The sequence below is a fragment of the Sellimonas sp. genome, from assembly GCF_047234585.1.
Taxonomy (GTDB): Bacteria; Bacillota; Clostridia; order Lachnospirales; family Lachnospiraceae; genus Sellimonas; species Sellimonas caecigallum.
Genome location: NZ_JBKSWG010000001.1, coordinates 20,771 through 34,996 on the forward strand (window position 1 = coordinate 20,771; position 14,226 = coordinate 34,996).

The 14,226-nt window shown below is 45.7% G+C and carries 15 protein-coding genes; 13 read left to right on the forward strand and 2 right to left on the reverse strand.

Going from position 1 to position 14,226, the window contains the following annotated elements; translation table 11 throughout:
- The first annotated feature begins 28 nt into the window (after positions 1-28).
- From ACLROL_RS00080 to ACLROL_RS00130, 11 genes are all read left to right on the forward strand, one after another.
- Positions 29-664 carry a single-stranded DNA-binding protein gene (locus tag ACLROL_RS00080; RefSeq protein ID WP_087198829.1) on the forward strand — a complete coding sequence of 212 codons (636 nt, stop codon included), beginning with the start codon at positions 29-31 and terminating at the stop codon, positions 662-664.
- Positions 665-798: 134 nt separating this feature from the next.
- Positions 799-1,686, forward strand: coding sequence for a 4-hydroxy-tetrahydrodipicolinate synthase (gene dapA / locus ACLROL_RS00085; protein WP_087198830.1), 888 nt, complete (start codon positions 799-801; stop codon positions 1,684-1,686).
- Between the two features lie 93 nt (positions 1,687-1,779).
- Positions 1,780-2,538 (forward strand): 4-hydroxy-tetrahydrodipicolinate reductase, encoded by a 759-nt coding sequence (gene dapB / locus ACLROL_RS00090; RefSeq protein WP_413067106.1) that lies wholly within the window; start codon positions 1,780-1,782, stop codon positions 2,536-2,538.
- A gap of 70 nt (positions 2,539-2,608) precedes the next feature.
- Complete coding sequence (locus ACLROL_RS00095; protein WP_413067107.1) at positions 2,609-2,905, forward strand: hypothetical protein; 297 nt, start codon at positions 2,609-2,611, stop codon at positions 2,903-2,905.
- Positions 2,906-3,031: 126 nt separating this feature from the next.
- Positions 3,032-3,817, forward strand: a complete 786-nt coding sequence (hisA, locus tag ACLROL_RS00100) for a phosphoribosylformimino-5-aminoimidazole carboxamide ribotide isomerase (RefSeq protein ID WP_413067108.1) — start codon at positions 3,032-3,034, stop codon at positions 3,815-3,817.
- Positions 3,818-3,946: 129 nt separating this feature from the next.
- Positions 3,947-6,517: a preprotein translocase subunit SecA gene (gene secA, locus ACLROL_RS00105; protein ID WP_087198834.1), complete on the forward strand. Its 2,571-nt coding sequence runs from the start codon at positions 3,947-3,949 to the stop codon at positions 6,515-6,517.
- 51 nt (positions 6,518-6,568) lie between these two features.
- Positions 6,569-7,679 (forward strand): peptide chain release factor 2 gene (gene prfB / locus ACLROL_RS00110; protein WP_144018215.1). Its coding sequence is split into 2 segments (ribosomal slippage): positions 6,569-6,643 and positions 6,645-7,679, totalling 1,110 coding nucleotides; the frame shifts between segments, so codons are not numbered across the junction.
- Positions 7,672-8,112 (forward strand): ACT domain-containing protein, encoded by a 441-nt coding sequence (locus ACLROL_RS00115; RefSeq protein ID WP_288722416.1) that lies wholly within the window; start codon positions 7,672-7,674, stop codon positions 8,110-8,112. Before prfB ends, ACLROL_RS00115 begins: the two co-directional genes overlap by 8 nt.
- Before the next feature lie 4 nt (positions 8,113-8,116).
- Positions 8,117-9,334 (forward strand): homoserine dehydrogenase, encoded by a 1,218-nt coding sequence (locus ACLROL_RS00120; RefSeq protein ID WP_087198836.1) that lies wholly within the window; start codon positions 8,117-8,119, stop codon positions 9,332-9,334.
- 39 nt (positions 9,335-9,373) lie between these two features.
- Positions 9,374-10,600 carry a cofactor-independent phosphoglycerate mutase gene (locus ACLROL_RS00125; RefSeq protein WP_413067109.1) on the forward strand — a complete coding sequence of 409 codons (1,227 nt, stop codon included), beginning with the start codon at positions 9,374-9,376 and terminating at the stop codon, positions 10,598-10,600.
- Between the two features lie 9 nt (positions 10,601-10,609).
- Positions 10,610-11,818, forward strand: a complete 1,209-nt coding sequence (locus ACLROL_RS00130; RefSeq protein ID WP_413067110.1) for an aspartate kinase — start codon at positions 10,610-10,612, stop codon at positions 11,816-11,818.
- 58 nt (positions 11,819-11,876) lie between these two features.
- Here ACLROL_RS00130 and ACLROL_RS00135 read toward each other — a convergent pair whose 3' ends face one another.
- Both ACLROL_RS00135 and ACLROL_RS00140 read right to left on the reverse strand, forming a co-directional pair.
- Positions 11,877-12,254: a helix-turn-helix domain-containing protein gene (locus ACLROL_RS00135; RefSeq protein ID WP_087198839.1), complete on the reverse strand. Its 378-nt coding sequence runs from the start codon at positions 12,252-12,254 to the stop codon at positions 11,877-11,879.
- A gap of 103 nt (positions 12,255-12,357) precedes the next feature.
- Positions 12,358-12,813, reverse strand: coding sequence for a CYTH domain-containing protein (locus ACLROL_RS00140; protein WP_087198840.1), 456 nt, complete (start codon positions 12,811-12,813; stop codon positions 12,358-12,360).
- A gap of 148 nt (positions 12,814-12,961) precedes the next feature.
- Here ACLROL_RS00140 and ACLROL_RS00145 point away from each other — a divergent pair, with 148 nt between their 5' ends.
- Positions 12,962-13,519, forward strand: coding sequence for a DJ-1 family glyoxalase III (locus ACLROL_RS00145; protein ID WP_087198841.1), 558 nt, complete (start codon positions 12,962-12,964; stop codon positions 13,517-13,519).
- 34 nt (positions 13,520-13,553) lie between these two features.
- Entirely contained in the window at positions 13,554-14,219 is a 666-nt protein-coding gene (locus ACLROL_RS00150) for a hypothetical protein (RefSeq protein WP_413067111.1), read from the forward strand.
- Positions 14,220-14,226 lie beyond the last annotated feature (7 nt).

Here is a 14,226-nt window from a genome sequence, read left to right on the forward strand (position 1 = left end):
GTATCAGAGGAAGGGAGAATTACATTTCATGTCAGATAAGATCATTGAAAACAACCAGGTAACGATCATGGGAGAGGTGGCAACGACATTTGAATTCAGCCACGAAGTGTTTGGAGAAGGCTTTTACACAATGGAGGTGCTCGTAAAGCGGCTGAGCAATTCGCAGGACCGCATCCCGGTCATGATTTCGGAAAGGCTCATCGATGTGACACAGGATTATGTGGGAGAGTACATTATCGTTCAGGGACAATTCCGCTCCTATAATCGTCACGAAGAACAGAAAAATCGCCTTGTACTTTCCGTATTTGCGAGGGAAGTCTCATTTGTTGAGGATGACGAGGAGATGGACGGTGTTAAGACAAACAGCATTTTCCTTGATGGGTATATCTGTAAGGAGCCGGTCTACCGGAAGACACCTCTTGGGAGAGAAATCGCGGACCTTTTGCTGGCGGTCAATCGTCCATACGGAAAATCCGATTACATCCCATGTATCTGCTGGGGAAGAAACGCGAGATTTGCATCTTCGTTTGCGGTAGGCGAACATGTACACATTCTGGGGAGAGTGCAGAGCAGAGAGTATATAAAGAAACTCTCAGAGACAGAGACAGAGAGGCGTACGGCTTATGAAGTGTCTGTAAGTAAGCTGGAATGTCAAAATGACTAGCAGCAGGATCGAAAAAGAGAAAATAGACATCAGAACTGTGATTGACACAGATACCGAATAGTGTTACACTTTTATAATAACGATTTAATGTTATACAGTGTGAAAAAGCAAAGAAATATTTGGAGGTAGCCAGCATGTCTATTTTTACAGGTTCAGGAGTAGCTATTGTGACCCCATTTTTACCGGACGGGTCGATTCATTATGATAAACTGGATGAGTTGATTGAATATCATATTGCCAATAAGACAGATGCTATCATCATCTGCGGAACGACCGGAGAGTCTTCCACACTCACGGAGGAAGAACACATGGAGTGTATCCGGTTTACGATCCAGCAGGCAAAGAAGCGGATTCCGATCATTGCCGGAACAGGATCCAATGCCACATTTACGACGATCGAAATGTCAAGAGAGGCAGCAGAGTACGGGGCAGACGGCCTTTTGCTTGTGACACCTTACTATAATAAAGCAACACAGAAAGGGCTGATTGCACACTACAAAGCGGTAGCTGCGGAGGCAAAAGCGCCGATCATTCTGTATAGTGTGGCAAGCCGTACAGGACTCAATATCACACCGGAGACGGCAGCAGAACTGGCCAAAGTGGAAAATATCGTAGGGATCAAGGAAGCTTCCGGCAATATCTCACAGATTGCCAAAATCATGAATCTGACGGATGGAAAACTGGATCTCTATTCCGGAAACGACGATCAGATTGTTCCGCTTTTATCACTTGGCGGGAAAGGTGTCATCTCTGTGCTTGCTAATATTGCACCGGAGTACACCCATAATATGTGTGCAAAGTTCTTTGAGGGGGATATTAAAGGCAGCTGTCAGATGCAGTTGGATGCCATCCCGCTGATCGACAAGCTTTTCTGCGAAGTCAATCCGATTCCGATCAAGACGGCGATGAATTTGATGGGGAAAGAAGTGGGAGAACTGAAAATGCCTCTTACTCCTATGGAAGAAGATCACAAAAAAGCGCTGGCAGAAGAAATGAAAAAGTTCGGCCTGAAGCTGGCATAGAAAAAGCCAGGGCCGGTGTTGAAAAAGAGGGAGCTGTCTTTACGGCGCCCTCTTTGCAGTATCAATCAAAACGGGTAAAGGAGAGAACAAAAGATGGTAAAAATCATTATGCATGGATGTAACGGAAAGATGGGACAGGTCATCACAAGACTTGTGTCGGAAGATGAAGGGGCTGTAATCGTCGCCGGAATTGACACATATACAGGGATTGAAAATCCGTATCCGGTATACAAAAGCCTGGAAGAATGTGAAGAAGAGGCGGACGTAGTCATTGATTTTTCTAATGCGAAGGCAGTGGATGGCCTTCTGAACATGTGTGCTGATCGGAAGCTTCCGGTAGTACTCTGTACGACAGGGCTTTCGGAAGAGCAGATTGCCCTTGTGGAAGAGACGGCAAAGAAGACAGCGGTGCTCAAGTCGGCCAATATGTCACTTGGCATCAATTTGTTGATGAAGCTTTTGAAAGAGGCGGCAAAAGTACTTGCCCCGGCAGGATATGATATGGAAATAGTGGAAAAACACCACAACAAAAAAGTCGACGCGCCAAGCGGGACTGCACTTGCTCTTGCAGATTCTTTGAATGAAGCAGCAGGCGGCGTCTATGAATATAAATACGACAGAAGCAGCGAACGCGTGGCAAGAGATAAAAAAGAAATCGGCATATCAGCAGTGCGCGGCGGTACGATCGTTGGAGAGCACGAAGTACTTTTTGCAGGGGAAGACGAAGTGATCGAATTTTGCCATACTGCATATTCAAAAGCAGTGTTCGGAAAAGGAGCTCTGGAAGCGGCAAAGTTTCTGGCGGGAAAAGAAGCGGGCAAATACGATATGAGCGATGTGATACAGTTTTAGAACGTATAAATTTCAGCTTTCTGTAAATAGTAAAGATTGTCCAGAATATTTACAGAAAGGATGACAGATTATGAAACAATGGAAAAAAGCAGTCCTTGTTGTATTATGTGTCGGTATGCTTGGAAGTATGACAGCATGTGCAGGAAAAAACAGAGTCAATGATGCAACAGGAGGAACAAATACAGGGGATACCCTGGACAAAGACCTGAAGGATGGAGCAGACACCCTGGAAGATGGGGCAGAAAATCTCAAAGACGACGTGGAAGACGGAGCGCGTGATGTCAAGGACGGTGTGGAAGACATGCTGGACGGAGACGATACAGACAACAATAATGCTGTGCGTGATCAGGATGCAAACAGAAAGTAAGAGGGCGAAAGCTCTCTTATTTTTTTGAGGTGGGCAAACGGGTTTCTGCAGTTGACGGGATTGTGTTTCTGTGGTATGGTAGTACAATAAATTGACGTGGTAGTGTAGGAAAGCGAGGTGGAACGGATGAAGTTTCGTCCGTGTATCGATATCCATAATGGTGCAGTGAAACAGATTGTAGGAGGAACTCTTTCCGACCAGAGAGGCGAGGCCAGCACAAACTATATCTCAGAAAAAGATGCGGCATGGTATGCCGGTAAATACAGAAAAGACGGGATGTACGGAGGGCATGTGATCCTTCTGAATCCGCCTTCCTCCATCTCCTATGCGGAGACGAAAAGACAGGCGGTGGAAGCATTGAGGGAATTTCCTGGCGGACTTCAGGTTGGAGGCGGGATCACAGCAGAAAACGCTGAGGAATATCTGGATGCGGGAGCCAGCCATGTGATCGTGACATCCTGGGTCTTCAGAGAGGGAAAGATACTCTGGGGCCGCCTGGAAGAGCTGAAAGCTGTCGTTGGGAAAGGGCGGATTGTGCTGGATGTAAGCTGTCGGAAAAAGGATGGGAAATATCTTGTGGTAACAGATCGATGGCAGAAATTTACCGAGACGGAAGTAAACGGCGAGCTCCTGCAAAGTTTGTCAGGATACTGCGATGAGTTCCTAGTTCATGGAGTGGATGTGGAAGGGAAGGCATCAGGGGTAGACGAAGAGCTTGTCCGTATTCTTGGAATGTGGGCGGAAAAAGGAAAAATGCCGGTCACATATGCAGGGGGCATTTCCTCCGAGGAGGATCTTCAGATTCTTATGGGGGCAGGCAGAAATAAGATTGATTTTACGGTCGGGAGTGCACTGGATCTTTTTGGAGGTTCACTTTCCTACAAAAATCTTGTTGAAAAATATGGGAGATGACTAAGGCCAAAGGTATGAACATGTTGGAAAGAGTTTGTGAACACTTTATAAATTTGTTGAACAAGCCAGGATATAGTGATAGAATGGAGAATAGGTTAATTTTAAGAATCAATAAGGAGCAGTAAAAATATGGGATTTTTACAAAAAATGTTTGGTACTCACAGCCAGCATGAGCTGAAAAGAATTTATCCAATCGTAGATCATATCGAAGCTTTGGAGCCAGAGATGCAGAAGCTTTCCGACGAAGAACTCAGAGGAAAGACAAAGGAATATAAGGAGCGGTATGCAAATGGAGAGTCGCTTGACAGCCTTCTCCCGGAAGCGTTTGCGACGGTAAGAGAAGCTGCGTTCCGTTCTATCGGAATGAAACATTACCGCGTACAGCTGATCGGAGGGATCATCCTTCATCAGGGACGTATTGCAGAAATGAAAACAGGTGAAGGTAAGACGCTTGTCTCCACACTTCCGGCTTACCTCAATGCCCTGACAGGCGAAGGTGTGAATATCGTCACGGTCAATGACTATCTGGCAAAACGTGATGCCGAGTGGATGGGAAAAGTACATGAATTTCTCGGACTTAAAGTAGGGGTTGTATTAAACAGCATGGACAATGACGAGAGAAGAGCAGCGTACAACTGTGATATCACTTATGTCACAAACAATGAACTTGGATTTGACTATCTGAGAGACAATATGGTCATCTACAAAGAACAGCTTGTACAGAGAGGGCTGAAATATGCCATCATCGATGAGGTGGACTCTGTTCTGATCGATGAAGCCAGAACACCTCTAATTATTTCAGGCCAGAGCAGCAAGTCCACACGCCTTTATGAGGCCTGCGACATTCTTGCAAAACAGCTGGAAAAAGGCGAAGCCAGCGGAGAATTTTCCAAGATGAATGCCATTTTGGGAGAGGAAATCACAGAGACCGGAGATTTTATTGTCAATGAAAAAGAGAAAGCCATCAACCTCACAGAAGACGGTGTGAAGAAAGTAGAGAACTTCTTCCATATCGACAATCTTGCAGATCCGGAAAATCTAGAGATCCAGCATAATATCATCCTTGCCCTCAGAGCTCACAACCTGATGTTCCGAGATAAGGATTATGTAGTAAAAGATAACGAAGTTTTGATCGTGGACGAGTTTACAGGACGTATCATGCCGGGACGCCGTTATTCCGACGGACTGCATCAGGCTATCGAAGCAAAGGAACATGTGAAAGTAAACAGAGAGAGCAAGACACTTGCGACCATCACATTCCAGAACTTCTTTAATAAATTTGAGAAAAAATGTGGGATGACAGGTACAGCTCTCACAGAAGAAAAAGAATTCCGTGACATTTACGGAATGGACGTTGTGGAAATCCCTACCAACAAACCAGTCATCCGTGAGGATATGGATGATGCGGTTTATAAAACGAAAAAAGAGAAATTCAATGCCGTTTGCGATGCCATTGAAGAGGCCCACGCAAAAGGACAGCCGGTTCTTGTCGGCACGATTACCATTGAGACATCCGAACTTTTGAGCAAGATGCTCACAAGGAGGGGAATCAAGCATAATGTTCTCAACGCCAAGTTCCATGAGCTGGAGGCGGAAATCGTTGCACAGGCGGGACAGCACGGGGCGGTAACGATCGCTACTAACATGGCTGGACGTGGTACAGATATCAAACTTGATGAAGATGCAAAAAATGCAGGCGGGTTAAAGATCATCGGAACAGAGCGGCATGAGTCAAGACGTATCGATAATCAGCTCCGCGGGCGTTCCGGACGTCAGGGAGATCCGGGAGAATCCCGTTTCTATATTTCTCTGGAAGACGATCTTATGCGGCTGTTCGGATCTGAAAAACTGATGTCCGTATTCAATACGCTCGGTGTGGCAGACGGGGAACAGATCGAACACAAGATGCTCTCCAATGCCATTGAGAAAGCGCAGAAAAAGATTGAGTTTAACAACTACGGAATCCGTAAAAATCTTCTCGAATACGATCAGGTTATGAATGAACAGAGAGAAATCATCTACGAAGAGAGAAGAAAAGTGCTGGATGGAGAGAGTATGAGGGATTCTGTATATCATATGATCACAGAATATGTGGAAGACGCAGTGGACAGACACGCATCCTCTGAACAGGCATATGATGAATGGGATCTTGCAGGACTTGACGTGGAACTTCACGAGACGATCCCGGCACTTCCGGCTGTCACGGAAGAGACAGTCAAAAACATGGAGCAGAAAGAACTGAAACATATGCTGAAAGAGCGGGCCGTAAAAGCATATGAGGAAAAAGAAGCGGAATTCCCGGAAGCGGAACATCTTCGGGAAGTAGAACGAGTGGTACTTCTCCGCGCTATCGATGCCAAGTGGATGGATCACATCGACGATATGGATCAGCTTCGTCAGGGAATCGGTCTTCAGGCATATGGTCAAAGAGATCCGTTGGTAGAATATAAAATGCTCGGATATAATATGTTCGGCGAGATGACAAAAGCGATTGAGACAGATACGATTCGTATCTTGTTCCACATCAAGATTGAACAGAAAGTGGAAAGAGAACAGGTTGTACAGGTAACTGGGACAAACAAAGACGACACTTCTGTACGGGCGCCGAAGACTCGTACCGAGAAAAAGGTATATCCGAACGATCCATGTCCGTGCGGAAGCGGACTGAAATACAAACAGTGCTGCGGAAGAAAGAAATAGAAGAAGCTGGTAAGACAGCAGCGGCAGCAAAATATTGAAAGAGGTGAAAGAATGGTAGAACTGGAACAGCTCAGATTAGATCTGCAGGCATTCAGTGAACCTCTCAGGGAAGTAAGGGATTCACTTTGACCTGCCAGCCAAAGAACAACGGGTAGAAGAGCTGGAAAGAAAGATGGAAGAACCGGATTTCTGGGAAGATCCGGAATATTCCAAAAAAGTAATGCAGGAACTGAAAGGTCTGAAGAATACGCTTGAGACTGCGAAGGAACTCGAAGATCGCTATGAGGAGACAGAGATCCTTCTGGATATGGCTTCCGAGGAAAATGACGAAAGTCTGATTCCGGAGATAAGAAGGAATCTAAAGAAACTGGAAAATAAGATTGAGGATGTCAGGATAGGAACATTGCTTTCAGGGGAATACGACCGCTGCGATGCTATTGTGACCCTCCATGCGGGGGCTGGCGGAACAGAGGCGTGCGACTGGAATCAGATGCTCTACCGGATGTATTCCAGATTTATTGAACGTCATGGATTTACGCTGGAAGTACTGGATTATCTCGACGGAGATATTGCCGGCATCAAGAATGTGACTTTTGAAGTCCACGGAGAAAACGCGTATGGATATCTGAAGTCAGAAAAAGGGGTACACCGCCTTGTGCGGGTTTCCCCATTTAATTCCGCCGGAAAACGACAGACTTCTTTCGCATCCTGCGACGTGATTCCGGACATCGATACGGACATCGATATCGAGATCAGTGAGGACGAGCTGAAGATCGACACATACCGGTCAAGCGGTGCGGGAGGACAGCATATTAATAAGACGTCTTCCGCTGTCCGGATCACGCATCTTCCAACAGGAATCGTCGTGCAGTGTCAGAATGAGCGGTCTCAGCATCACAATAAAGACAAAGCGATGCAGATGCTGAAGTCAAAGCTTTACTTGTTAAAACAGCAGGAACAGGAAGAAAAGATGTCGGGAATACGGGGAGAGGTAAAGGATATCGGATTTGGAAATCAGATCAGATCCTATGTTATGCATCCGTACAGTCTTGTAAAGGATCACAGGACGAACGAGGAGGTCAGCAATGTAGGGGCAGTGATGGACGGCGAAATCGACGGCTTCATCAATGCCTATCTGAAACAGGAGAGACTAAATGGATAAGACAAAATATTATGTGCTGAATAGAAAAGCGGTTCCGGACGTGCTTTTAAAAGTTGTGGAAGTAAAACATCTTTTGGCGACACAGAGGGGGATGACTATCGGGGAAGCGGCAGAAAAAGTTGGAATCAGCAGAAGTTCTTTTTATAAATATAAAGACGACATTTTCCCGTTTCATGAAAATGAAAAAGGGCAGACGATCACGCTTGTCTTGCAAATGGATGATGTGCCGGGGCTTTTATCAGAGATACTGCACGAGGCGGCAGAATATAAGACCAATATCCTGACGATTCATCAGAGTATTCCGCTGAACGGAGTGGCTACGCTCACAATGAGCGTGGAAGTACTCCAGGCGACAGGAAATCTGTCGGAGATGGTTGCAAAGATAGAGGAACATGAGGGAGTACATTATCTGAAGATTGTAGGGAGGGAATAAACAGATGGTAAATGTTGCAGTACTTGGCTACGGAACAGTTGGGTCGGGAGTTGTGGAAGTCTTTCGGCTGAATCAGAGCCGGATCGATAAGTGTGCAGGCACGGAAGTGCGGCTCAAATATGTGCTGGATCTTCGGGATTTTCCGGGGGATCCTGTGCAGGATATTATTATCCATGATTTTGAAAAGATCGTGGGAGACGAAGAAGTGGACGTCGTGGTAGAAGTCATGGGAGGGATCGAACCAGCCTACACGTTCGTAAAAAGATGCCTGGAAGCCGGTAAGAACGTAGTTACATCCAACAAAGCGCTTGTGGCGGCACATGGCTCTGAACTCCTTGAGCTTGCTCAGAAAAAGAATGTAAATTATCTCTTTGAGGCCAGCGTTGGCGGAGGAATACCGATTATCCGGCCGCTCAACACGTCGCTCACTGGGGATGAGATCGAGGAAATTACCGGCATATTGAACGGTACGACGAACTATATGATGACAAAGATGTTTTATGAAGGTGCGGATTACGATGCTGTGCTGAAGGAAGCGCAGGCCAACGGTTTTGCAGAGCGCAATCCGGAGGCGGATGTGGAAGGGTACGATGCCTGCAGAAAGATTGCAATTTTGACTTCCATTGTATCAGGGCAGCAGGTTGACTTTGAGGACATCTATACAGAAGGCATCACGAATATCACGAAAGAAGATATGAAGTATGCACGAGAAATGGGAATGGTCATTAAACTTCTGGCTATGATGAAAAGAGACGGGGAAAAGGTTGAAGCCATTGTGGCGCCGTTCCTTCTTCCGCTGGAGCACCCTCTTGCAAGTGTCAACGGAGTATTCAATGCCATCTTTGTACATGGAAATGCTCTTGGAGACGCGATGTTCTATGGAAGCGGTGCCGGGAAGATGCCGACAGCCAGTGCGGTTGTCGCTGATATCGTGGATGCAGCAAAAAACAGACATAAAAATCTTTCGAGGTATTGGACCGGACAGAAGCTTACGCTGGCAGATCGGATGGAGGTAAAAAGGCGATATTTTGTGCGCATGTCCGGATGCAGAGAAGACATGCAGGCGTCCGTGGAAGAGAGTTTTGGACATGTAGATTATGTGACTGTGGAAGGTTTGGATGGAGAGTTTGGCTTTACAACAGACGTTCTCACAGAAGGAAAGATGAAGACAGCATCGTCGAAATTTGACAACATTATTCATATGCTCCGTATGGATGAATAAAATAGAGCAGATGTAAGTTGATTGAAAGGAATGATGCGGATGAAATATATCGTTATCTTGGGGGACGGCATGGCAGGAAATCCTCTTGCTCAACTCGATGGAAAAACGACGCTGGAGGCTTCACACACTCCGGTTATGGATGAACTGGCGAAACAGGCGGAAATCGGTCTCGTGTCCATGGTGCCGGAAGGGATGGCGCCGGGAAGCGATACTGCCAATTTGTCTGTTCTTGGGTATGACCCGAAAAAATACTATACAGGCAGATCTCCGCTGGAAGCGTTCAGTATCGGGGTAGATATGGGAGCGGAGGACGTTTCGTTCCGCTGCAATCTGGTAACTCTTTCGGAAGAAGAAGGAATTCCGTATGAGGAGCGAAGGATTCTGGACCACAGTTCAGATGAGATCAGCACTGAAGACGCAGGAATCCTCCTGGAAGATCTGAAAAAAGAGCTTCTGGGCGAGGCGATAGATGTGGGAAATGCGTTTGAATTTTACAGAGGAACGAGTTACCGGCATCTTTTTATATGGAAGAATGGGAAAATTTTGGAACTGATTCCTCCCCATGACATCCTTACAAAGAAGATTGGAGAATTTCTTCCTAAGGAAGAGATCTTAACTGAGATGATGAGGAAAAGCTATGATATCCTGGAACAACATCCGCTCAACAAAAAGAGAAGAAGTCAGGGCCTTCGCCCTGCCAATTCCATTTGGTTCTGGGGAGCAGGCACACGCCCTGAACTTCCGGAATTTGAAACGAAAACAGGGAAAAAAGGCGTGATGATTTCTGCCGTGGATCTGCTGAAGGGGATTGCGGTAGGTACGAAGATGAAAAATGTTCACGTGGAAGGAGCAAATGGAGGGCTTCATACAAACTATGAAGGAAAGGCGGAGAAAGCGGTCGAAGCCTTGTTGAAAGACGGATATGATTTTGCATATATCCATGTGGAAGCACCGGATGAGATGGGACATCAGGGAAATGCCGGAGACAAGATCCTGGCGATTGAGAATTTGGACAGGAAAGTTGTGAAGGTCGTCAAGGAAAGAATGGATGTATCAGGGGAACCGTACCGGATGCTGATTCTTCCGGATCATCCGACTCCGATCGCAGTTCGGACCCATACGTCCGATCCGGTGCCTTACCTTTTGTACGACAGTACAAAGAAAAATCAGAAAGGTGCGGAAAGATACTGTGAGAGGACTGGGCGGTGTTCCGGCACTTGGCTGAGAGAAGGCTATCGCCTGATCGGACATTTATTTGAAGACTAGGAGGAAATTATGCTGATAGTAAAGAAATTCGGAGGAAGCTCTGTGGCAAACAGAGAACGGATCTTCAATGTGGCAAGGCGCTGCATTGAAGATTACAAAAAGGGAAATGATATCGTAGTCGTACTTTCAGCTATGGGAGATACAACAGATGAACTTTTGGAGCTGGCAAGATCCATCAACCCAAACGCACCGAAAAGGGAACTGGATATGCTCCTTACGACGGGGGAACAGGTATCAGTATCATTGATGGCAATGGCGATGCATGAGATGGACATCCCGGCCATCTCTCTCAATGCATTCCAGGTCAGAATGCATTCGACAGCTCGTTACGGCAATGCGAGGTTTAAACGGATTGATACAGACAGAATATTCCATGAACTGGAAGAGAGAAAGATTGTCATTGTGACGGGATTCCAGGCAGTCAATAAATACGATGACTATGCGACGCTCGGAAGGGGAGGGTCTGATACGACAGCAGTTGCCCTTGCGGCTGCGCTTCATGCTGATAAGTGTGAGATTTATACGGATGTGGACGGGGTCTACACAGCAGATCCCCGGATTGTAAAAAATGCCCGAAAAATCGATGAGATTATGTATGATGAAATGCTGGAGCTTGCCACTTCCGGGGCGAAGGTGCTTCATAACCGATCAGTGGAAATGGCGAAAAAATATGGGGTGGAGCTGGTAGTACGTTCCAGCCTTACATCAGAGGAAGGTACCGTAGTCAAGGAGGTAGTAAAAATGGAAAAAATGTTAATTACCGGTGTGGCAGCCGACAGAAATACAGCTAGAATCTCTGCCATGGGAGTGGCAGATAAACCGGGGATCGCATTTAAGATCTTTAATACCCTGGCCAAAAGAAACATCAACGTGGACATTATCCTTCAGTCGGTAGGGCGTGACGGGACAAAAGATATTTCCTTTACCGTATCGGAAGATGATCTGAAAGAGACGCTGCAGATTCTGGAAGAGAAAAAAGAAGCCCTCACGATCAAAGAGGTCACATACAACACAAACGTGTCAAAAGTCTCTATCGTAGCGGCTGGAATGCTGAGTAATCCAGGGGTTGCGGCAAAGATGTTTGAGTCTTTGTTTAACTCGAATATAAATATCAACATGATTTCTACATCTGAAATCCGTATCACAGTTCTGATCGATGAAAAAGATACAGATAAAGCGATGGTTGCAATCCATGACGGATTTGGACTGAACGATTAAAAGACGGGGGAATTTACCGCAATAAAAAGAATCCTGGAAAACCAGGATTCTTTTTTATTTACGGTTCCAGATCAAGAAACCGTTTTATGATTCTTTGGTCGTCGACACTGCGCTTTCGGTAGCCCATGATCAGTTCAAGCTCCTCCTGGCTTACAAAAACAGAATGATTGGTTACAGGATCTTTCACTTCCGCGTAAGGGAGAAAAGTCTCGCGGATCTGACTGCTGCCAGGATTTCCAAGGATAAGCTCATCCAATGTGATTTTATAAAATTCAGAAAAATAGATGAGTGTTGTCAAGTCTGGCTCGCGTACAGCGCGCTCGTAATTAGAGTATGCCTGCCTGGAGATATTCAGCATACGGCTTACATCGACCTGTGTTAAATTGTGTTTTTCACGAAGTGTCTTAAGATTCTTTGCAAGCTGTAAATTCGCCATAGCATACCTCCAATTTTTAGAAATAGTATAACAATTTCTGTGAAAAATTGTCGGATATGTGACGAATCATAGCAAAATAAACAAAAGAAACAGAATGTTGCCTCTACGGAAGCTGGCTCAATGTACTGTTGTGATATAAAGGAGAAAAGGTAACGTCTTCCCCAAACCAGGACGGTGGGGTAAAAACATCCGCCATCTCTTTTGTTGGAAACTCTACTTCTACAATGATGAGAGGTGCAAGATCACCCTGAAAGACATCAAGCTCTGCGGTAAGCCCATCCTCCAAAGGAATCAGATACCTGCGTTTCGAGATGAGACGGCCGTCAATCTTGGTTTTGAGATGTTCATAGGATGACTGCGTAAGGGGAAGATTGTACTCCTCCCGCACCATCATACCGCTTGATTTATAAGTCAGGATAAAGTCGTTATCCGAGCGGCGAATCCTGACAACCGGGCTGGTGGAGAGATACCCTTGTTCCATTTCGTGGTACGGACATTTTTCCAGATCGAATGGAAGTAAAGAAAGGTCCTGGATAGTATATTTGCGTTCGATTTCCATAAATATCCTCCTTATAATAGCAAATTGGCTCCTACAGTGTAGATTATAAGGTAAGGAGTAGGGCACGACAAGCAAAAATCCTGCAAATATTGCAATTTTGTAAGGAGTCTGCTAGAATCAAGTCAGTTCAGGAAAGGAGGATCACAGATTGAAAAAAGCATGTGTATTTTTTGCAGACGGAACGGAAGAAGTAGAAGGCCTTATGGCTGTTGATATGTTAAGAAGAGGCGGAGTGGATGTGACGACCGTTTCCGTGATGGGAAGACCGTGGATTCTTTCTTCTCACGGGATAGAAATGAAGACGGATCAGGTGTTTGAGGATATGGACTTTGAAGATCAGGATCTTCTCGTCTTGCCTGGCGGACTGCCGGGAACGGATCATCTCCGCAGGCATAGTGGACTTTGTAAAATACTGAGAAGATTCAATGAAGAGAAAAAATATGTGGCAGCGATTTGTGCGGCGCCGGGTATCTTGGCAGAACTTGGGTTTCTGGACGGGAAAAAGGCTACATGCCACACGTGCAGGAGAGAGCTTCTCAAGGAGAAAGGAGCTATCTGTCAAAATGCACCTGTTGTCTGTGACGGAAAGATTATCACAGGGAGCGGAGTCGGTGGAGCACTCGATTTTTCATTAAGACTTGTAGAAATTCTAAGCGGAAAAGAAAAGGCGGATGAGATCAGACAAGCCATCCTGTATACGACATAGAAGGATGAAAAAGAAAAGACATCAGGAGGTGTCCATGACAAAAAAAACAAGAATTTTCTCAGTTATCCTCGCGTTTTTTCTGTTTTTGTCAGCATGTGGCAGAGATTTCGACGCTGCGGGATATGTCCGAGCAGTTCTGGACGAGCGGTTCCAGGGAGAATTCGCTGACGCGGCAAGAATCATGGGAGTATCGGAGTATGAGATCAAACAGGATTACGAAAGCAATGTGGAAAACTTTGTCTTGTCTTATCTGACAGAGGGATATGAAGAGGTAAGCGATTACACGGTGTATGAATATGTGGTGTTGGTAAAGGAGATTTTTTCCGTTATGAAATATGATGTGAAGAAATCGGAGAAAACGGGAGACAAAGAATACGATGTGTCCGTGGAAATCCAACCGGTTGATATCTTCCCAACCTATGTGGAAAAATTGAAGGAACTGTCCGAGGACATCGAGAAAAGTGCGCAAAACGGCGGATACGAGGGGACAGAGGAAGAAATCCAGTCACAGATGCAGAACGACTATCTCTATCAGGCTTATTCTCTTCTGGAGGAGTGTTATCTGAACATGAAATATTTGGGAAAAGAGACAGTTATTCTCAGAGTGACCGGAGACAGCAGCAATGTTTACTCTGTGGATGAAAAGGATTTCACGAAACTGACAGAGCGGCTTCTTGGCATTGATGAATTAAACCAGTAGAAAGAGG